The sequence below is a fragment of the Nocardioides sp. NPDC006303 genome (assembly GCF_040613175.1).
In the GTDB taxonomy this organism is placed as follows: Bacteria; Actinomycetota; Actinomycetes; order Propionibacteriales; family Nocardioidaceae; genus Nocardioides.
In genome coordinates, this window is the sequence record NZ_JBEXRR010000007.1 from 166,369 (window position 1) to 184,658 (window position 18,290).

The 18,290-nt window shown below is 69.3% G+C and carries 17 protein-coding genes and 1 tRNA gene; 7 read left to right on the forward strand and 11 right to left on the reverse strand.

Annotated elements, in window-relative coordinates; genetic code table 11:
* Window positions 1-96: 96 nt before the first annotated feature.
* From thrB to ABZY89_RS08500, 5 genes are all read right to left on the reverse strand, one after another.
* Window positions 97-1,002 (reverse strand): homoserine kinase, encoded by a 906-nt coding sequence (thrB, locus tag ABZY89_RS08480; protein ID WP_355226274.1) that lies wholly within the window; start codon window positions 1,000-1,002, stop codon window positions 97-99.
* 5 nt (window positions 1,003-1,007) lie between these two features.
* A complete protein-coding gene (thrC, locus tag ABZY89_RS08485; RefSeq protein ID WP_355226276.1) occupies window positions 1,008-2,075 on the reverse strand; it encodes a threonine synthase in 1,068 nt (355 codons plus the stop codon).
* Window positions 2,075-3,388: a homoserine dehydrogenase gene (locus ABZY89_RS08490; protein ID WP_355226278.1), complete on the reverse strand. Its 1,314-nt coding sequence runs from the start codon at window positions 3,386-3,388 to the stop codon at window positions 2,075-2,077. Before ABZY89_RS08490 ends, thrC begins: the two co-directional genes overlap by 1 nt.
* A 76-nt stretch (window positions 3,389-3,464) precedes the next feature.
* Window positions 3,465-4,409, reverse strand: coding sequence for a zinc-binding dehydrogenase (locus tag ABZY89_RS08495; protein WP_355226280.1), 945 nt, complete (start codon window positions 4,407-4,409; stop codon window positions 3,465-3,467).
* Window positions 4,410-4,473: 64 nt separating this feature from the next.
* A complete protein-coding gene (locus ABZY89_RS08500; RefSeq protein WP_355226281.1) occupies window positions 4,474-5,040 on the reverse strand; it encodes a hypothetical protein in 567 nt (188 codons plus the stop codon).
* A gap of 177 nt (window positions 5,041-5,217) precedes the next feature.
* On the opposite strand from ABZY89_RS08500, the gene ABZY89_RS08505 reads away from it, so the two are divergent.
* Window positions 5,218-5,790, forward strand: coding sequence for a hypothetical protein (locus tag ABZY89_RS08505; RefSeq protein ID WP_355226283.1), 573 nt, complete (start codon window positions 5,218-5,220; stop codon window positions 5,788-5,790).
* Window positions 5,791-5,914: 124 nt separating this feature from the next.
* Here the strand turns inward: ABZY89_RS08505 and lysA are convergent, their stop codons facing one another.
* Both lysA and argS read right to left on the reverse strand, forming a co-directional pair.
* Window positions 5,915-7,300, reverse strand: coding sequence for a diaminopimelate decarboxylase (lysA, locus tag ABZY89_RS08510; protein WP_355226285.1), 1,386 nt, complete (start codon window positions 7,298-7,300; stop codon window positions 5,915-5,917).
* Complete coding sequence (gene argS, locus ABZY89_RS08515; RefSeq protein WP_355226286.1) at window positions 7,300-8,964, reverse strand: arginine--tRNA ligase; 1,665 nt, start codon at window positions 8,962-8,964, stop codon at window positions 7,300-7,302. Before argS ends, lysA begins: the two co-directional genes overlap by 1 nt.
* An 86-nt stretch (window positions 8,965-9,050) precedes the next feature.
* On the opposite strand from argS, the gene ABZY89_RS08520 reads away from it, so the two are divergent.
* Window positions 9,051-9,123 (forward strand) — tRNA-Arg (locus ABZY89_RS08520).
* Between the two features lie 199 nt (window positions 9,124-9,322).
* On the opposite strand, the gene ABZY89_RS08525 is transcribed toward ABZY89_RS08520, so the two are convergent.
* On the reverse strand, window positions 9,323-9,529 hold the full coding sequence (locus ABZY89_RS08525) for a DUF4287 domain-containing protein (protein WP_355226288.1): 207 nt from the start codon (window positions 9,527-9,529) through the stop codon (window positions 9,323-9,325).
* 106 nt (window positions 9,530-9,635) lie between these two features.
* On the opposite strand from ABZY89_RS08525, the gene ABZY89_RS08530 reads away from it, so the two are divergent.
* The 3 genes from ABZY89_RS08530 to ABZY89_RS08540 are packed head-to-tail and all read left to right on the forward strand — an operon-like array spanning window position 9,636 to window position 10,968.
* Window positions 9,636-10,241: an acetoacetate decarboxylase family protein gene (locus tag ABZY89_RS08530; RefSeq protein ID WP_355226290.1), complete on the forward strand. Its 606-nt coding sequence runs from the start codon at window positions 9,636-9,638 to the stop codon at window positions 10,239-10,241.
* Window positions 10,242-10,278: 37 nt separating this feature from the next.
* Window positions 10,279-10,626: a VOC family protein gene (locus ABZY89_RS08535; RefSeq protein WP_160027707.1), complete on the forward strand. Its 348-nt coding sequence runs from the start codon at window positions 10,279-10,281 to the stop codon at window positions 10,624-10,626.
* Between the two features lie 54 nt (window positions 10,627-10,680).
* The gene (locus tag ABZY89_RS08540) at window positions 10,681-10,968 is read left to right on the forward strand and encodes a MazG-like family protein (RefSeq protein ID WP_355226292.1); all 288 of its coding nucleotides are present in this window, start codon (window positions 10,681-10,683) and stop codon (window positions 10,966-10,968) included.
* A 31-nt stretch (window positions 10,969-10,999) separates the two neighbouring features.
* On the opposite strand, the gene ABZY89_RS08545 is transcribed toward ABZY89_RS08540, so the two are convergent.
* Window positions 11,000-11,761: a lysophospholipid acyltransferase family protein gene (locus tag ABZY89_RS08545; protein WP_355226294.1), complete on the reverse strand. Its 762-nt coding sequence runs from the start codon at window positions 11,759-11,761 to the stop codon at window positions 11,000-11,002.
* Between the two features lie 52 nt (window positions 11,762-11,813).
* On the opposite strand from ABZY89_RS08545, the gene ABZY89_RS08550 reads away from it, so the two are divergent.
* Window positions 11,814-12,662, forward strand: coding sequence for an alpha/beta fold hydrolase (locus ABZY89_RS08550; RefSeq protein WP_355226296.1), 849 nt, complete (start codon window positions 11,814-11,816; stop codon window positions 12,660-12,662).
* Window positions 12,663-12,665: 3 nt separating this feature from the next.
* Here ABZY89_RS08550 and ABZY89_RS08555 read toward each other — a convergent pair whose 3' ends face one another.
* On the reverse strand, window positions 12,666-13,613 hold the full coding sequence (locus ABZY89_RS08555) for an LCP family protein (RefSeq protein ID WP_355226298.1): 948 nt from the start codon (window positions 13,611-13,613) through the stop codon (window positions 12,666-12,668).
* Entirely contained in the window at window positions 13,610-14,275 is a 666-nt protein-coding gene (locus tag ABZY89_RS08560) for a hypothetical protein (protein ID WP_355226300.1), read from the reverse strand. The genes ABZY89_RS08555 and ABZY89_RS08560 overlap by 4 nt, the downstream gene beginning before the upstream one ends.
* Window positions 14,276-14,495: 220 nt before the next feature.
* Between ABZY89_RS08560 and ABZY89_RS08565 the strand changes: the two genes are divergently transcribed.
* Window positions 14,496-18,242 carry a multifunctional oxoglutarate decarboxylase/oxoglutarate dehydrogenase thiamine pyrophosphate-binding subunit/dihydrolipoyllysine-residue succinyltransferase subunit gene (locus ABZY89_RS08565; protein WP_355226302.1) on the forward strand — a complete coding sequence of 1,249 codons (3,747 nt, stop codon included), beginning with the start codon at window positions 14,496-14,498 and terminating at the stop codon, window positions 18,240-18,242.
* Window positions 18,243-18,290 lie beyond the last annotated feature (48 nt).

The window sequence follows — 18,290 nt, forward strand, 5'->3', positions numbered from 1 at the left end:
AGGGGGATAGCACTTCCGCGGGCCTGAACGGCCCAACGGATGTATGCCCAGGCTAACACGCATGGCACCCCTCACAGCAGGGGCCCGGAAGGCGGGTCAGAGGATGCGTACGCCGTCCATGTCGACGCTCAGCGCATGGCAGGCCCAGCCCTCGGGACAGCGAGCGGTGAGCTTGCTGGTCTCGGCGGACTCGACCCCGCTGCTGAACGCCAGGACCGTGGGCCCGGCGCCGGAGACGATCGCCGCGACACCGTCGGCGCGCAGCTCGTCGACCAGGGCGAGCGACTCCGGCATCGCAGGTCGGCGGTACTCCTGGTGCAGGAAGTCGCGGGTGGCGCGGTGCAGGTGCTCGGGCGCATCGCTCAGCGCCGCGACCAGGAGGGCCGTACGCCCCGCATCGGCCGCCGCGTCGGAGTGCGGGACCGTGTCGGGCAGCAGTCCCCGGGCGGCCTTGGTCTCGCCGCCGGTCGCGGGAACGAAGACCACGACACTGACCCTCGGGTCGACGGCGGTGCGGACTGCAAAGAAGCCATCGTCGTCACCCGCGATCGTGAAGCCGCCGTGGAAGGCCGGGGCCACGTTGTCGGGGTGGCCCTCGATCTCGGCGGCCTTCTGGAACAGGGTGTCGTCATCGAGGATCAGCTCTCCCCCGGCGACCAGGGCACGAGCGAGCACGAGGCCGCCGATGATCGCGGCCGAGGACGACCCCAGTCCACGCGCGTGCGGGATCCGGTTGCGGCAGTGCAGCCGCAGACCGGCCGGCTGCTTGCCGATGATCTCGAAGGCGGCCCGCATGGAGCGTACGACGAGGTGGGACTCGTCGAGCGGGACCGTGCCCTCGCCAGCGCCCTCGACGGTGACCTCCAACGTCCCGCCCGGCACGACCTCGCCGGTGAGCTCGTCACGCAGGTCGAGCGCCAGCCCCAGCGAGTCGTAGCCGGGGCCGAGGTTGGCGGAGGTGGCCGGGACGGTGACGGTGACCGGGCCTTCTACGAACGTCATCGGTGCTACACGAGCCCGGCTGCGGCCGCCGCGGCCTCGAGGTCGGCGTCGATGATGATCTCGGGCAGCTCACCGAAGAACTCCAGCGCGGTGGCGGTGTCCTTGAGCCCATGGCCGGTGACGGTGATGACCGTGGTGGCTCCGGCGTACGTCTCCCCCGCCTCGAGGTCGGCGAGGAGCCCGGCGACACCGGCCGCCGAGGCGGGCTCGACGAAGACGCCGTCGTTGCGGGCGAGCAGCGACTGGGCGGAGAGGATCTGCTCGTCGGAGAGGGCGCGGAAGCGGCCACCGGACTTGGCGGCCGCGGCCTCCGCGAGCTGCCACGAGGCCGGGTTGCCGATGCGGATCGCGGTCGCCTTGGTCTCGGGGTGCTCGACGGGGTGCCCGAGCACGAGCGGCGCCGCACCCTCGGCCTGGAAGGCGCGCATGACCGGGGTCTTGGTGGCGTGGCCGGCCGCTGCGTACTGCTCGTAGCCGAGCCAGTAGGCGGAGAGGTTGCCGGCGTTGCCGATCGGCATGAGGTGGTAGTCAGGGGCGTCGCCCAGGCGGTCGACGACCTCGAACGACGCCGTCTTCTGACCCTCGAGGCGGACCGGGTTGACCGAGTTGACCAGCGCGACCGGGTAGCTGTCGGCGAGGGCGCGGGAGAGCTTGAGGCAGTCGTCGAAGTTGCCGCGTACCTTGACCACCTCGGCGCCGTGGACCAGCGCCTGGGCCATCTTGGCGGCGCTGATCTTGCCGTTGGGGACGAGCACGACCGGGGTGATCCCGGCCTTGGCTGCGTACGCGGCCATCGAGGCCGACGTGTTGCCGGTCGAGGCGCAGACCACGGCCTTGGCGCCCTCGTGGACGGCGACGGAGATGGCCGCGGTCATGCCGCGGTCCTTGAACGAGCCGGTCGGGTTCTGGCCCTCGACCTTCAGCCACACCTCACCCTTGGTCGCGCCGGAGAGCCACTCGGAGTGGACCAGCGGGGTGCCACCCTCGCCGAGGGTCACCGCCGGGGTGTCCTGGGGGATGTCGAGGAGGGTTCGATACTCCTCGATCACACCGCGCCATTGGCTGGTTGTCATCAAACTGCTCCTTCTACGCGCATCACCGAGGCGACGTCGCGGACGAACTCCATCTCGCGCAGGTGCTGCACGGTCGCCGCGAGCGCGGCATCGGGGGCCTCGTGGGAGACGACGACGAGCTGGGCGTCCTCTCCCCTGCCTTCTTGGCGTACGGCCTTGATCGAGACGCCGTGCTCGGAGAAGGCGGTCGCGACGGCGGCGAGCACGCCGGCCTTGTCGGCCACGTCGAGGCTGACGTGGTAGCGGGTGACGGTCTCGCCCATCGGGCGCACCGCGCGGTCGGCGTAGGCGGACTCGCCGAAGGCACGAGCGCCGAGGACCTTGTTGCGGGCGATCGTGACCAGGTCGCCCAGGACGGCGCTCGCGGTGGGATCTCCGCCCGCGCCCTGGCCGTAGAACATCAGGTCGCCGGCCGACGCGGACTCGACGAAGACGGCGTTGTAGGCGCCGCGTACGGTCGCCAGCGCGTGGGTGCGCGGGATCATCACGGGGTGGACCCGGACCGAGACGTCGTCGTCCTCGAGCTCGGCGATCGCGAGCAGCTTGACGACGCTGCCCATGGCCTTGGCCGAGGCGACGTCGCCGGCGGTCACCTCGGTGATGCCCTCGCGGTAGACGTCGCTGGCGGTCACCCGGGTATGGAAGGCAAGGCTCGCCAGGATGGCTGCCTTGGCGGCGGCGTCGAAGCCCTCGACGTCGGCGGTCGGGTCGGCCTCGGCGTAGCCCAGCTCCTGGGCCTCGGCGAGAGCCTCCTCGAAGCCGGCGCCGTAGGTGTCCATCTTGTCGAGGATGTAGTTGGTGGTGCCGTTGACGATGCCCATCACCTTGGTGACGTGGTCGCCGACGAGCGAGTCGCGCAGGGGACGCAGGATCGGGATCGCGCCGGCGACCGCGGCCTCGTAGTAGAGGTCGGTGCCGGCCTTCTCGGCGGCCTCGTAGAGCGTCGGGCCGTCCTCGGCGAGCAGCGCCTTGTTGGCGGTGACGACGCTGGCGCCGCTCTCCAGCGCCTTGAGGATGAGACCGCGGGCCGGCTCGATGCCGCCGATCACCTCGACGACGAGGTCGACGTCGTCGCGGGCGACCAGGCCCTGGGCGTCCGTGGTGAGCAGCTCAGCGGGCACCTCGACGTCGCGGGGGGCGTCGAGGCGGCGTACGGCCACGCCCCTGATCTCCAGCGGCGCACCCACTCTGGCGGCGAGATCCGCATCGCCCTCGAGCAGGAGCCGGACCACCTGGGACCCCACCACACCGCAGCCGAGGACGGCGACGCCCAACGGGTCGACGGCGTGCGCGGTCGTCTTGTTGCTGCTCACGCGCCCAAGGGTATCCGGGACAGGCTCCAGGGTCCGACTTCCGCTCTAGGCGCGGACACCTCCGCCAGGTTTCGGCTCAGGTCAGCAGCACGACCTTGCCGGTGGTCTCCCGGGCCTCGAGTGCACGATGGGCGGCTGCCGCCTCGGCGAGCGGGAAGGCGGAGCCGACGTACGGCGTGCGCGAGCCGTCCGCGGCGGCCTCGAGCGAGGCCTGCTCGAACTCCTTGATCCGGCCCTGGACCCAGGGGCCGAGGATGTCGATGATCTTCGCGGCGCCCTCGTAGCCGTCCTGGTCGCCGGAGAAGCGAACCATCCTCCCCTCCGGCTCGAGGTGTGCGTAGACCTGCCTGGGTACGTCACCCCCGAGCCCGTCGAGAAGAACCGTGATCCGGGGCTCCTCGGCGCGAAGCCGCTCCAGCCAGCCGTCCGTGCGGTAGTCGATCGCGGTCTGCGCGCCGAAGCCGCGGGCGATCTCGAGCTTGGCGTCGGAGCCCGCGAGCCCGACCGCGCGGGCGCCCGCGTTGCGGATGCCCTGGAGCAGGATCGCGCCCATGCCGCCGGCGGCCGAGGTGACCACGACGACGTCGTCGGAAGTGATCTGTGCGGCCTCGAGGACCGCGGCGGAGGTGCGGCCGGTGCCGATCGCGGCCACGGCCTCGGCCGACTCCAGCCCGTCGGGACGTCGGTAGAGCTGCGTCTCGTCGGCGACCGCGAGCTCGGCGTAGCCGCCGCTGCTTCCCGGACCGAGATGCGCGACGACCTTCGCGCCCCGCCATGCCTCGTCGACGCCCTCACCGAGCTCGTCGATCACGCCGGCGACCTCGCGGCCGGGAGTCATCGGGAGCTCCGGTCGCGGCATCGTCGGCGGCAGGTCGGCAGCTCTGATCGAGGTGTCGAGACGGTGGATCCCCGCGGCCTCCACCCTGATGCGTACCTGGCCCGGGCCTGGTGTCGGGTCGGGTACCCCCTCGAGTCGCAGGACCTCCGGGCCGCCGAACTCGTGCTGTCTGATCGCTCGCATGTCTTGAGTCAACATGCTCAAGCTCACTTGAGGTCAAGGGCTTTCCCCAAGCCTTGGATGAGCCTCAGGCGAGCTCCGGGATCGGCCGCAGCACCGCGGCGACATCACGCGCCAGACGTACGCGACGGAGCAGCTCCTCCGCGTCCGGCTCCACGTCGGTGGTGACGGTGATGGCGTCGTCGCGGGCCACCACCCACAGCCGCTCGTCGACGACATGGCTGGCGAACCGGGACAGCGAGCGTGCATGCTCCTCGTCGGCGGCGATGACGGCACCGTCGGGGGTGGTCACGTTGGTCTTGGCGCGGAACTCCGGCGGGAAGAAGATCGGCGTGGGCACCCGGCCGGTGCCGGTGTTGCCCGAGCCCGGCGAGAGCCCGATCATCGCGGCCGTCTTCGGCAGGTGGGCGGGGACGCGCACCACCACCCAGCGCGCCGGACGCCAAGGCCCCTTCCCGGAGGACGCCTTGCCGTGCCAGTACTCGACCAGGATCCCGTCGCAGGTGCCGTCGACGACGAGGTCGCAGCGCTCGGCGCGTACGTCCGGCCCCAGCACCTCCCACCGCACCGGCCGCTGCGCGGCGGCCTTGCCGGTCACCACGTGCCAGCCGAACGTCTGCGCCGCTCGGGACACGCTGTCCCGCCGCTCCTTCGTCAGCCGGGCGACAGACGCTCGCGGCGCCTGGGACGGCGTCGCGAGCGGTCTCTCTGAGTAGACCCCCCTCGGCATGCGCCCCATCGTAGGCTCACGGACCCAGGGATTTCGGGAAGGCGAAACCGAATTTCGTACGCCACGCGGTTTGATGGGTGCGTGCTGTTCCCCAACGCCGACCTCGAACGCATCCGCACCGGCGAGGTCGACCTCGCCTTCCGCCGCTGGAAACGTCCGATGCATGTCGCCGGAGGCCGCCAGCGCACCCGGATTGGCGTGGTCGAGTTCATCTCCGTCTCGCCGGTGTCCTGCGACACGCTGACCGACGAGGATGCCCGCCGGGCGGGCATGACCCTCGAGAACCTGCTCGCCTTCCTCTCCCGCAAGGACGGCGAGGTCTACCGGATCGAGATGCGCTATGCCGGCGAGGACGAGCGGGTCGCGCTGCGTACCAAGCGCCCGGGAAAGACCGAGACCGCTGCACTGGTCGCGAAGCTGGCCGACATGGACCGGCGCAGCCGCCGTGGCCCGTGGACACGGGAGCACTTGGAGCTCATCGAGGCTCGGCCCGGTGAGCTGGCCGAGACCATCGCGGCCTCGATCGGGCGAGAGAAGAAGCCGTTCAAGGCCGATATCCGCCGGCTCAAGGAGCTCGGCCTCACCGAGTCCCTCCCCGTCGGCTACCGTCTCTCACCGCGTGGGCGGGCGGTCCTCCGGGCACTGCGGTCATGACCCTCCGTCAAGGCGGTGTCCTGAGCCTGTCGAAGGGTATGCAGAGAAAAGACCACATCCCCAGCGGAGCTCCGCTGGGGATGTGTGCCTTCGTCTGCATACCTTGACGGAGGAACGCGCCCAGTCAGCCCATGTCGGTGGCGAAGAGGTCGTCCTCGGTCTCGCGCCGGACGATCACCCGGGACTCACCGTCGCGGACCGCGACGACCGGCGGACGCAGGGCGTGGTTGTAGTTGGATGCCATCGAGCGACCGTAGGCACCGGTGCCCGGGACCGCGATCAGGTCACCGGGAGCGATGTCGCCGGGCAGGAACTCGTGCTTGACCACGATGTCGCCGGCCTCGCAGTGCTTGCCGACGACACGGCCGAGCACTGGCCCGGCGGACGAGGACCGGCCGGCGAGGGTGGCGGAGTAGTCGGCGTCGTAGAGAGCCGTGCGGATGTTGTCGCTCATCCCGCCGTCGACGCTCACGTAGGTGCGGGTGACGCCGCCGTCTAGGGCGACCTCCTTGACCGTGCCGACCGTGTATACGGTGCACATCGAGGGGCCCACGATGGCGCGGCCCGGTTCGATCGAGAGGTGCGGCACCGCGAGTCCGAAGCCACGGCACTCGTGCTCGACGATCGCGGTGAGCTCCTCGGCCAGGGCCTTGGGCGTCGAGGGGTCGTCCTGGGTGGTGTAGGCGATGCCGAAGCCACCACCGAGGTCCATCTCGGGAAGCTCGGTGCCGAGCTCGTCCCGGATCCGCGCCTGCAGCGCCAGCACCCGCCGGATGGCGACCTCGAAGCCGGAGGAGTCGAAGATCTGGGAACCGATGTGGGAGTGGAGCCCGCGCATCTCGACGTTCGGGGCCTCCAGCAGCCGGCGTACGGCCTCGAAGGCGTCGCCGGAGGAGATCGAGAAGCCGAACTTCTGGTCCTCGTGGGCGGTGGCGATGTATTCGTGGGTGTGGGCCTCGACGCCGGCGGTCACCCGCACCATCACCCGGGCGGTGAGGCCGGTCTCGGCGGCGATCGCGGCGACCCGCTCGACCTCGTGGAAGGAGTCGACGATGATCCGTCCGACGCCCGCGACGATCGCCCGGCGCAGCTCCATCGGGGTCTTGTTGTTGCCGTGGTAGCCGATCTTCGCCGGGTCCACCTCGGCGCGCAGCGCGACCGAGAGCTCACCGTTGGAGCAGACGTCGAGGCAGAGCCCCTCCTGCGCCACCCAGCGCGCCACCTCGGTGCACAGGAACGCCTTGCCGGCGTAGTAGACGTCGTAGCCCGTGAAGGCGTCACGGAACGCGCGGGCGCGCTCGCGGAAGTCGGCCTCGTCCAGGACGTACGCAGGGGTGTTGATGTTCGCGACCAGGTCGGGCACCGCGACGCCTCCGACGGTGAGGACACCGTCGGTCTTCTCGGCCGTCGCCGACCACAGCGCGGGCACGAGGGCGTTGACGTCGTCGGGGGTCTTCAGCCATACCGGAGAGGTGCCGGTGAACGAGCCCGGCGATGCGTGGGAGGTCATCACATCCGCTCCGGGGCTGAGACGCCGAGCAGACCGAGGCCGTTGGCGAAGACGGTGCGGGCGGCGGAGACGAGTGCCAGCCGGGCCAGGTTGATGGGCGCGACCGGCTCGTCGCCCTTGGGCAGCATGCGGCAGTCGTCATCGTCGTACCAGCGGTGGAAGATCCCGGCGGTGTCCTCGAGGTAGCGGGCGACGCGGTGCGGCTCGCGCAGCTCGGCGGCGGTCGCGACCACGCGGGGCAGCTCGGCCAGCGCACGCAGCAGCTCGCCCTCGCGCTCGTGGGTGAGCAGCTCCGGCTCGAAGGTGTCGAGATCGATCTGCATGCCCAGGTCGGCCGCGTTGGCCATCATCCGGCAGGTGCGCGCGTGGACGTACTGCACGTAGTAGACCGGGTTGGCGCTGTCGGCCTTGGCCCACAGGTCGAGGTCGATGTCGATGTTGGAGTCGCTGGAGTAGCGCGCCAGCGCGTAGCGGGCCGCGTCCACCCCGATCGCCTCGACGATGTCGTCGATGGTGACCACGGTGCCGGCACGCTTCGACATCCGCATCGGCTGGCCGTCCTTGAGGAGGTTGACCATCTGGCCGATCAGGATCTCGAGGTTCTCGTGGGGCGTGTCGCCGAAGGCGGCGCACATCGCCATCATCCGGCCGACGTAGCCGTGGTGGTCGGCGCCCAGCATGATGAAGCACCGGTCGAAGCCGCGCTCGCGCTTGTCGAGGTAGTAGGCGAGGTCGCCGGAGAAGTAGGCCCCGTTGCCGTCGGCCTTGATGACGACACGGTCCTTGTCGTCACCGAACTTCTCGGTCGCCAGCCAGATCGCGCCGTCCTTCTCGTAGACGTTGCCGAGCTCGCGGAGCTTCTCGATGGCGCGCTCCACGGCTCCTGACTTGTGGAGGTTGTCCTCGTGGAAGTAGACGTCGAAGTCGACGTTGAAGTCGTGCAGGCTCTGCTTGATCTCGGCGAACATCAGCTCCACGCCGATCGACCGGAAGACCTCCTGCGGGTCGTCGCTCTCGAGCGCGTTCGGCTCCTTGGCGAGGACCTGCTTGGCGATCTCCTCGATGTACGCCCCGCCGTAGCCGTCCTCCGGCACCGGCTGGCCCTGGGCCCAGGCCAGGAGCGAGCGCGCGAAGCGGTCGATCTGGCCGCCGTGGTCGTTGAAGTAGTACTCCCGGGTGACCTCGGCGCCGGACGCCTCCAGGACACGACCGAGCGCGTCCCCGACCGCGGCCCAGCGGACACCACCGAGGTGCAGCGGGCCGGTCGGGTTGGCTGAGACGAACTCCAGGTTGATGTTGTGGCCCTTGAAGGAGTCGTTGTTGCCGTACGCAGCCCCGGCGGCGACGATCTCGCCCGCCAGCTTGCCCTGGGCACCGGCCTCGACGGAGATGTTCAGGAAGCCCGGACCGGCGATCTCGACGTCCGCGATCCCGTCGGTCGCCTTCAGCTTCTCCGCGACCTGCTCCCCCAGCGCACGCGGGTTCATCCCCGCCTTCTTGGCCAGCTGCAGCGCCACGTTGGTGGCGTAGTCGCCGTGCCCCTTCTGCCGGGGTCGCTCCACCGTGACAGTGCTCGGAACGCCGTCGGGAAGGGTGATCGCACCCTCATCGACGAGCGCGGTGAGGACATCGACGACCGCGGTGGAAAGCTGCTCAGGAGTCACGAGGTCCAGCGTATAAGCGCCAGTCGGTTTCACCGTTATCCGTCCCAGCCTGTAGGGTTCCATTCGCACTGCTCGAGCAGTGCATCGCCTCCGTAGCTCAGGGGATAGAGCGCCGGTTTCCGGTACCGTAGGCCGCAGGTTCGATTCCTGCCGGGGGCACAGATGAGACCGCTGGGTGACCAGCGGTTTCTCTCATTTTCGACCGATAACCGGCAGCGGACGAGGCAGTCGGCATGCCCATCGACGCGGCCACGATGCATGCCGACGGGCTCACCTTCTGGTGCACCGACAACAACGTCTGGCTGACGGACGCAGTGCCCTCGGCCTATCTCGCACTAGATCTCTGAAGCACCCTCGCTCATCGCCCCTCGGCGAGGGTGTGGGCGACGAGGGCGTTGGCGTGACCGTGGCCGAGGGCGTACTCGGTCTTCAGCATGCCGACGAGCTCCATATGCTTGGTGATCCCGCTGTCGCGGATGATCTGCTGCCACTCCGCGATCGGGCGGCCGTACTTCTTCTCGATGGACGGGAAGTAGGCGGCGGGGCCCTTCACCTGGTCGGTCATCTCTGGTCTCCTTGGGTAAAACGTGGCGACGATCGCCACACGCCTACGCGTCGAACCGAGCATGACCGCTTCGACACGGACCACAACAGAAATTCGGGAGACCCACGTGACCAGCTATCCCCCAGCCCCTTGGCACATGCACGGATCGATGTGGCTCTCGGTCTACCGGCTCGCCCACGACGTCGACGAGCTGCGCCCGAAGGGCATCTACGCCGTCGCCCTGGTCGACTACACCGAGCCGAGCCCGCTGACCTACCACGAGCTCCTCTCCGCCCGGGTGATCACCGCGTCCAACGGGAAGAAGGCGGTGAGCGTCGTCGACATCTGGGTGGACTCCCCCGACTCCGTGGCCGGCGGGCGCACGTTGTGGGCGATCCCGAAGGGGCTGGCCAAGTTCAGCGGAGGTTCGTCCACCAAGGGGCCGCTGGCGACCCACACCTGGGAGGCGAGCTCCGACGACGGACCCATCGCGACGGCGAAGTTCAACGATGTCACCCAGCTCGCCCCGCCCGTGCCGATGCAGGGCAACGTGGAGCAGCCGGGCATCGAGGAGCACCCCGACACGGCCTGGCTCACCATGAAGGGCCGCGCCAAGCTGCTGCCCGCGCGCGGCACCTGGGCCTTCGACCCCGACGGCCCGCTCGCCTACCTCCGCGACGCCACCAAGCTCGGCTCCTTCCGCGGCAAGGGATTCGAGATCGACTTCGGCTGACCAGAAGTGTCGGTGGTCGCGAGTAGCGTCGATGGGCATGAATGCACTCCACATCGACTACCTCGAGCTCGCGGTCACCGACCTCCCGAGCTCCCGCACCTTCTACGAGTCCGCCTTCGGCTGGTCCTTCAACGACTACGGCGGGATGTACGCCGGGATCGTCGGTCCCGACGGCAAGGACGAGAACGGCGGGATGTACGCCTCCGAGACCCCCGTCGCCCCGCTCCCGTTGATCCGCACGGCCGACCTGGAGGCCGCGGTGGCGGCCGTCGAGAAGGCCGGCGGCACGATCACCGAAGCGCCCTACGACTACCCCGGCGGGCGCCGGTTCATCTTCACCGACCCGTCCGGAAATCGGCTCGGGGTCTACCAGCCCGCTGAGTAGCCCCGATATCTAAGGCTCGACCGGATTACCGGGAGCGCCCTAGACTCCGACCGCATGACCGACGCTACGCCGGCTCTGCTCGCGTATCTGTCCCGGTGGCTCGATGAGTCCCAGGGCGATCGCGACGCCGAAGCCGTTCTCTGGGGGAGAGTCGCGAAGGTGACCGAAGAGGCAGGCGAAGCCATCGCCGCAATCATCGGAGCCACCGGCCAGGATCCCCGACTGAATCCATTCGTGGGCAGCACCCACGGCTACGACGACGTCGTCGACGGGCTCTTCGATGTTGCGATGACCGCGGTCGAGCACATGGCCGGCGCCGAGCGCGCCGGCGCTCCGACCTAGGTCGAGCCCTTCGACAACCTCAGGAGAGTCCTCAGGACTTCCGCTTCGCGGCCTTCCGCTGAGCGCGCAGCCTGCGCTCCTCGGCGTACATCGTCTCGGCCTCCTCGAGCGTGGGGGCCGAGCCGCCGTACGCCTTCGGCAGCCACCACGAGCCCGGGGGCTGCTCCTCGGCGGGGTGCGCCTTGATCAGCCGGTCGAGCATGGCCTCCATCTGCGCCTTGAGCGCAGCGGTCTCGGCGGCCGGGTCCTCCCCGGTCACCGGCAGCGGCGGGCCGATCTCGATCCCGATCGTCTTGTGACGCGACAGGTCGACCTTCTGCCCCTTGGTCATGATCCGCTGGGTGCCCCACAGCACGACGGGGATCAGCGGGACTCCGGCGTCGGCGGCGATGCGTACGGTGCCGGTCTTGAGGTCCTTGATCAGGAACGAGCGCGAGATGGTCGCCTCGGGGAAGATCCCGACGACCTCACCGTCCTGGAGGTAGTCGACAGCCTTCTTCATCCCGGCCGCGCCGTAGCTGCGGTCGATCGGGATGTGGTGGAACGAGCGCATCACCGGGCCGCCGACGGGGTGGTCGAAGACCTCCTTCTTCGCGATGAACCGGGTCAGCCGGCCGCGCTCCGCCCCGGGGAACCCGGCCATGATGTAGTCGACGAAGGAGAGGTGGTTGACCGCCAGCAGGGCACCGCCCGACTCGGGGATGTGCTCCGCGCCGGTCATGTTGATCTTGATGTCGCCGAGCTTGAACCAGGTGCGAGCCGCGGCGATCGTGACCGGATAGCTGATGTCCATGGGGCGAATCGTGTCACGTCGGCGTGAACCTCGGCCGACTAGCCTCGCCCACGTGAGCAGCCTTTACGTAACGACCACCGACGGGCTCCGGCTGGCCGTCACCGACTTCGGGTCTCCCGGCGACACCCGCCCGACGCTGGTCTGCGTCCACGGCTACCCCGACAACGCCAGCGTCTGGCTCCCGCTGGTGAGGATCCTCGGCAGCGAGCTGCGGATCGTGACCTACGACGTACGCGGCCACGGCAGCTCGCAGGCACCGGCCAAGCGCGAGGGCTATCTGATCGAGCAGCTCAACGCGGATCTGCAGTCCGTCATCGACGCGGTCAGCCCGTCGGCGCCGGTGCACCTGCTCGCCCACGACTGGGGCTCGACCCAGACATGGGAGGCGGTCGCCGGCAACGTGCCGTCCGAACGGATCGCGTCGTTCACCTCGATCTCGGGGCCGAGCCTCGACCAGACCGGAGCCTGGCTGCGTACGCCGGCGCGGACCGCCCGCGGCGTCCTCGAGCGCCTCAAGCAGGGTGCCGAGTCGACCTACATCGGGTTCTTCCAGGCGCCGCTGCTCCCCGAGCTCGCGTGGCGCTCCGGGTTCCTCGACCGGATCGTCGGCGGCTCGGCCGTGGACCGCACCCAGGCCGACCGGATCAACGGCCTCGAGCTCTACCGTGCCAACGCGATCGCCCGGATGGGACACCCTCAGCCCCGGCCGGTCACCGTCCCGGTCCAGGTCATCGCCCCGACCGGCGACGTCTACGTCAGCCGGGCGCTGGCGACCGAGGCCCCGCAGCCGTACGTCGCGGACCTGACGGTCCGCGAGGTCGCCGGCTCACACTGGGTGGTCGCCGATCATCCCGAGCGCATCGCCCCGTTGGTGCGCGACTTCGTCGCCGCGCACCGGTGAGGCTCAGCCGCGGCAGCCGCGGTTGAGCCGGCCGTCGTTGCGCGCGTCGTTGCCCATCGCCCGGGCCGCCCCGACGTTGGGGAAGACAACGCTGGCGGCGCCGGCGTTGCCGATCCCGCCGGGAACGACGCAGGTGCGGATCTTGCCCGGGTTGATCGCGGCGACGGCATTGGCGAGCTGGTAGAGGTCGCGGCCGGAGAGGCCGGTGGTGTGCATCTTCTTCATCACCAGCGAGACGCCCTTGGCCTTGAAGCCGATGTCGTACTGCCGGGCGACGATCTTGCGGTGGATGCCGCGGATCACCCGGGACTGGTTGGCCGAGCGGTCGAAGTCACCGCCTGGCAGCGTCTTGCGGGCCCGCGCGAAGTCGACCGAGTGCGGGCCGCTGATGTGGATCCGGCCCTTCTTGAAGCCGTAGCGCGCGACGTACGGATCGCTGAAGGCACGCGGGTTGTCGACGTCGACGCCACCGATCCCGATCACCATGTCGCTCATGCCCGAGAAGGAGGTGACGAAGACGTACTGAGGCTGCACGCCGACCAGGTTGCCGACGGCGCGGCCCATCAGCTTCGGGCCGCCGTAGAGCAGCGCCGAGTTGATCTTGTCGCGCCCGTGGCCAGGGATGTTGACGTAGGAGTCGCGCGGGATGCTGATGTCGGTCGCATAGCCCGAGGACGGGTTGAAGCCGATCAGGTGCAGCGCGTCGCCGCGGGTGCGGGTGACCTTCTGGCCGGGGCGGGCGTCCGAGCCGACGGCGAGGACCCAGATCGTGCCGCCCTTGCGGGTGAACTTGGCGACGTCGAGACCCTTGGCCCACTTGGTCGCGATCAGCTCCGCGCGCGGCTGGGCGACCTCGGCGTCAGGCACCAGGACCGCGGTCAGCGCGAGCACCACGCCCAGCGCGAGCGTGGTCAGGAGGCGGCGGCGTACGAGCGTCGTCATGCGGCTCATGACTTGTCTCCCGAGGTGCTCGGCGAGGCGGACGGCGCCGAGGACGGGTCCAGCGCCGGCTTCTCCTCGCGGGTGATGTTGAAGCCGAAGACGGCCCAGGAGGTCTTGGTCGGCACCATGTCCAGGGTGCCGCGGACGGTCTGGCGTGACGCCCGGTCCCCCGTGGTGTCGTAGACCAGCCGCACCCGTGCGACCGCGCCGACCGGATAGTTGTTGTTGGCCAGCAGATCGACGTGGACGTCGCTGGCGACCACCTCGACCCCGTCGATGTGAGGAGCGATCGTGGCGTTGCTCATCTGGGTCATCTGCTTGCCCGCCTGGGCGATCGTGACCTTGGAGAAGCCCGGAAAGGACTTCGCGGTGAAGGTGGAGGTCGCGCGCGGGTAGTCACCCCCGACGTACGCCGCCTGCAGCCACCGGTCGACGACCTTGGCCACGCTGGCGGAGACCGCCTGGTGCCGGCTCTTGGGGAACTTGCCCTGCACGTGGACGAGCTTCGCGGCCGACTTCACCGTGGCCGCCGGGGTCGGCGACGGGGACGGCGAGGCGGCCTTCTTGTCGGGCTCACCACCGCATCCGGTGAGTGCCAAGGTGCTGCTCAGGGCCGCCGCCGTGAGTGCCGTTGCGACGCGCGAAAGGCGCCTCGTACTGCTGCTCGTCATGTGGGGAATCCGCCTCATAGACCTGCTCCGGGACCGGGCCACTGTACGCATACCGGCCCGGGTTGCGCGTACACCCGGTGGGTAACGCAAGATGTGGGACGGATTACATCCTGTCCACAGGGAGAACCTGCATCGGGCATTTGCATGTTCGGGGGGATAGCCTTGCCAGTGGGCAACCCATTTCTTACAGTGCGAAAATTCGGAAGAGGCGAATCAAGCCGTGTCCTCAGGCACCCCGTCCCCCAACACTGCCGACATCCCCGCGGAATTCGGCGCCAACGAGTGGCTGGTCGAGGAGATGTACGACCAGTACACGAAGGATCCCAGCAGTGTTGACCCCGTGTGGGTGAAGTTCTTCGAGACCAACGGACAGCCTGGCGCGTCGCCGAACGGCGCCGCCGCCCCGGCGACGCCCGCCGCCGCGCCCGCAGCCAAGGCTCCGGTCTCCCCCGCGCCGGCCACCGCGCCCGCGCCGACCACCCCTGCCTCCGCAGAGGCGCCTGCCGCCAAGGCGGCTCCGGCCCCCAAGGCGAAGCCGCGCCCCGCCGCGCAGGCCGCCGAGCCGGCCAAGGGCACCGCGACGCCCACCCCCAAGGACGCCCCGAAGCCGACCGCCGTCGCCGTCACCGACGAGCCGACCTACACCACGCTGCGCGGCATCCCCGCCGCCACCGCCAAGAACATGGACGTGTCGCTCGCGGTGCCGACCGCGACCTCCGTGCGCAACATGCCGGTCAAGCTGCTGTGGGACAACCGCACGGTCATCAACAACCACCTCAAGCGCGCTCGCGGTGGCAAGGTCTCCTTCACCCACCTCATCGGCTACGCCATCATCAAGGCGATCAAGGCGATGCCGGCGATGAACAACACCTACGCCGAGGTCGACGGCAAGCCGACCCAGGTGACCCCGCCGCACATCAACCTCGGTCTGGCCATCGACCAGCAGAAGAAGGACGGCACCCGCCAGCTCGTGGCGCCGTCCATCAAGGGCTGCGAGCTGATGGACTTCGCCGGCTTCTGGACCGCGTACGAGGACATCGTCCGCAAGGCCAAGGACAACAAGCTGTCCATGGCCGACTACTCCGGCACCACAGTCAGCCTGACCAACGTCGGCGGCATCGGCACCAACAACTCGGTGCCGCGGCTGATGCAGGGCCAGGCCGCGATCATCGGTGTCGGCTCGATGGACTACCCGCCCGAGTTCCAGGGCGCCTCCCCCTCGAAGCTCGCCCAGAACGCGGTCTCGCGGATCATGACGATGACCTCGACGTACGACCACCGGGTCATCCAGGGCGCCCAGTCCGGCGAGTTCCTGGCCACCGTCCACCGGCTCCTGCTCGGTGAGAACGACTTCTACGATGAGATCTTCGCGTCGCTGCGGATCCCGTACGAGCCGATCCGCTGGAACCAGGACATCGACACCACCCACGACGACCAGATCTCCAAGCAGGTCAAGGTCGGCGAGATCATCCACGCCCACCGCGTGCGTGGTCACATGATGGCCGACACCGACCCGCTGGAGTACAAGCAGCGTTCGCACCCCGACCTGCAGATCGAGTCGCACGGGCTGACGCTGTGGGACCTCGACCGCGAGTTCCCGGTCGGCTCCTTCGCCGGCGGCCGCAAGCCGTTCATGAAGCTGCGCGAGATCCTCGGTGTCCTGCGTGACTCCTACGTCCGCACCACCGGCATCGAGTACATGCACATCCAGGACCCCGAGCAGCGCCGGTGGATCCAGGACCGCGTCGAGCGGCCCTACGACAAGACCCCCCGCCAGGAGCAGCTCCGGATCCTGTCGAAGCTCAACGAGGCCGAGGCCTTCGAGACCTTCCTGCAGACCAAGTTCGTCGGCCAGAAGCGGTTCTCCCTCGAGGGTGGCGAGACCGCGATCCCGGTCATCGACGAGGTCTGCGAGGCCGCCGCCGAGGCCGGTCTGGACGAGGTCACGATCGGTATGGCCCACCGCGGCCGCCTCAACGTGCTCGCCAACATCGTCGGCAAGTCCTACAACCAGATCTTCCGCGAGTTCGAGGGCAACATCGACCCGCGCACGGTCCAGGGCTCCGGCGACGTGAAGTACCACCTGGGTGCCGAGGGCGAGTTCCTCTCCGACCTGGGCGACACGATCAAGGTCTCCGTCGCCGCCAACCCGTCCCACCTCGAGACCGTCGACCCGGTCCTGGAGGGCATCGCCCGCGCCAAGCAGGACGTGCTCGACCAGGGCGCGGTCTTCCCGGTCCTGCCGCTGCTGGTCCACGGTGACGCCGCGTTCGCCGGCCAGGGTGTGGTCGCGGAGACGCTGAACCTGTCCCAGCTGCGTGGCTACCGCACCGGTGGCACCGTCCACCTGGTCATCAACAACCAGGTCGGCTTCACCACCTCGCCGGGCTCCTCCCGCTCCTCGCTCTACGCCACCGACGTCGCGCGGATGGTGCAGGCGCCGATCTTCCACGTGAACGGCGACGACCCGGAGGCCTGCGTGCGCGTCGCGCGGCTCGCCTTCGAGTACCGCCAGGCGTTCAACAAGGACGTCGTCATCGACCTCATCTGCTACCGCCGCCGCGGTCACAACGAGGGCGACGACCCGTCGTTCACCCAGCCGATGATGTACGACCTGATCGAGCAGAAGCGCTCGGTCCGCAAGCTCTACACCGAGTCGCTGATCGGTCGTGGTGACATCACGATCGAGGAGGCGGAGCAGGTGCTGGCCGCCTACCAGGCTCGCCTGGAGCAGGTCTTCACCGAGGTGCGCGAGGCCGACAAGATGCCGCAGGCCTGGGAGACCGTCCCGGACTACCCCGAGAAGCCTGCCGGCGAGACCGTCACCGCGATCACCAACGATGTGCTGAAGCGGATCGCGGATGCGTACGTCACCCCGCCGGAGGGCTTCACGGTCCACCCGAAGGTGATGCCGCAGCTGCAGCGTCGCGCGACCCAGATCACCGACGGCGGCATCGACTGGGGCACCGGCGAGACGCTGGCGTTCGGGTCGCTCCTGATGGACGGGCGCCCGGTGCGCCTGGCCGGCCAGGACTCGCGTCGCGGCACCTTCGTGCAGCGCTTCGCGACCATGATCGACCGCAAGAACGCCGACGAGTGGACGCCGCTCAACAACCTCACCGAGGACCAGGCGAAGTTCTACGTCTACGACTCGCTGCTCTCCGAGTACGCAGCCCTCGGCTTCGAGTACGGCTACTCGGTCGCGCGGCCGGACTCGCTGGTCCTGTGGGAGGCCCAGTTCGGTGACTTCGTCAACGGCGCCCAGTCGGTGATCGACGAGTACATCTCCGCAGGCAAGACCAAGTGGGGCCAGGACTCCGGTGTCGTGCTGCTGCTGCCGCACGGCTACGAGGGCCAGGGTGCCGACCACTCCTCGGCGCGCATCGAGCGGTTCCTCACGCTGTGCGCCGACGAGGCCATGGTCGTGGCGCAGCCGTCCTCGCCGGCTTCCTACTTCCACCTGCTCCGTACGCACACCCTCGGCGCCGAGCACCGGCCGCTGATCGTCTTCACCCCGAAGTCGATGCTGCGCCGCAAGGAGGCCGCCTCCCAGCCGGCCGACTTCACCTCGGGTTCGTTCCAGCCGGTCATCCCCGACACCGAGGCCGACGCCTCGAAGGTCAGCACTGTCCTGCTGGTCTCGGGCCGCCTGACCTGGGACCTCACGGTCGAGCGTAAGAAGCGGGACCGCGACGACGTCGCGATCGTCCGCGTCGAGCAGCTCTACCCGTGGCCGACCGAGGAGCTGGCCACCGAGCTCGCAAAGTACCCGAACGCGAAGGTCAAGTGGGTCCAGGACGAGCCCTTCAACCAGGGCCCGTGGCCGAGCTACTACCTCAACGTGGTCCCCGAGCTGGGCCGCGAGGTCGAGCCGATCACCCGCCCGGCCTCCTCCACCACCGCCGTCGGCACCATCAAGCGGCACACGGTCGAGCAGAAGGAGCTCATCGACCGCGCCTTCTCCTGATCCCCGGATCGAACCCAATGCCGAGTCGGCGCGTTCTGACGCGCCGAC

What these genes read in the sequence shown, in the direction of transcription:
- ABZY89_RS08545 (WP_355226294.1), bottom strand. Translation starts at nt 11,761, where the DNA reads ATGGACATCAGCTATCCGGTCACGATCGCCGCGGCTCGCACCTGGTTC.
- lysA (WP_355226285.1), bottom strand. Translation starts at nt 7,300, where the DNA reads ATGACCTCCCACGCATCGCCGGGCTCGTTCACCGGCACCTCTCCGGTA.
- ABZY89_RS08525 (WP_355226288.1), bottom strand. Translation starts at nt 9,529, where the DNA reads ATGACCGACCAGGTGAAGGGCCCCGCCGCCTACTTCCCGTCCATCGAG.
- ABZY89_RS08540 (WP_355226292.1), top strand. Translation starts at nt 10,681, where the DNA reads ATGACCGACGCTACGCCGGCTCTGCTCGCGTATCTGTCCCGGTGGCTC.
- ABZY89_RS08495 (WP_355226280.1), bottom strand. Translation starts at nt 4,409, where the DNA reads ATGCGAGCGATCAGACAGCACGAGTTCGGCGGCCCGGAGGTCCTGCGA.
- ABZY89_RS08555 (WP_355226298.1), bottom strand. Translation starts at nt 13,613, where the DNA reads ATGAGCCGCATGACGACGCTCGTACGCCGCCGCCTCCTGACCACGCTC.
- ABZY89_RS08535 (WP_160027707.1), top strand. Translation starts at nt 10,279, where the DNA reads ATGAATGCACTCCACATCGACTACCTCGAGCTCGCGGTCACCGACCTC.
- thrC (WP_355226276.1), bottom strand. Translation starts at nt 2,075, where the DNA reads ATGACAACCAGCCAATGGCGCGGTGTGATCGAGGAGTATCGAACCCTC.
- ABZY89_RS08560 (WP_355226300.1), bottom strand. Translation starts at nt 14,275, where the DNA reads ATGACGAGCAGCAGTACGAGGCGCCTTTCGCGCGTCGCAACGGCACTC.
- thrB (WP_355226274.1), bottom strand. Translation starts at nt 1,002, where the DNA reads ATGACGTTCGTAGAAGGCCCGGTCACCGTCACCGTCCCGGCCACCTCC.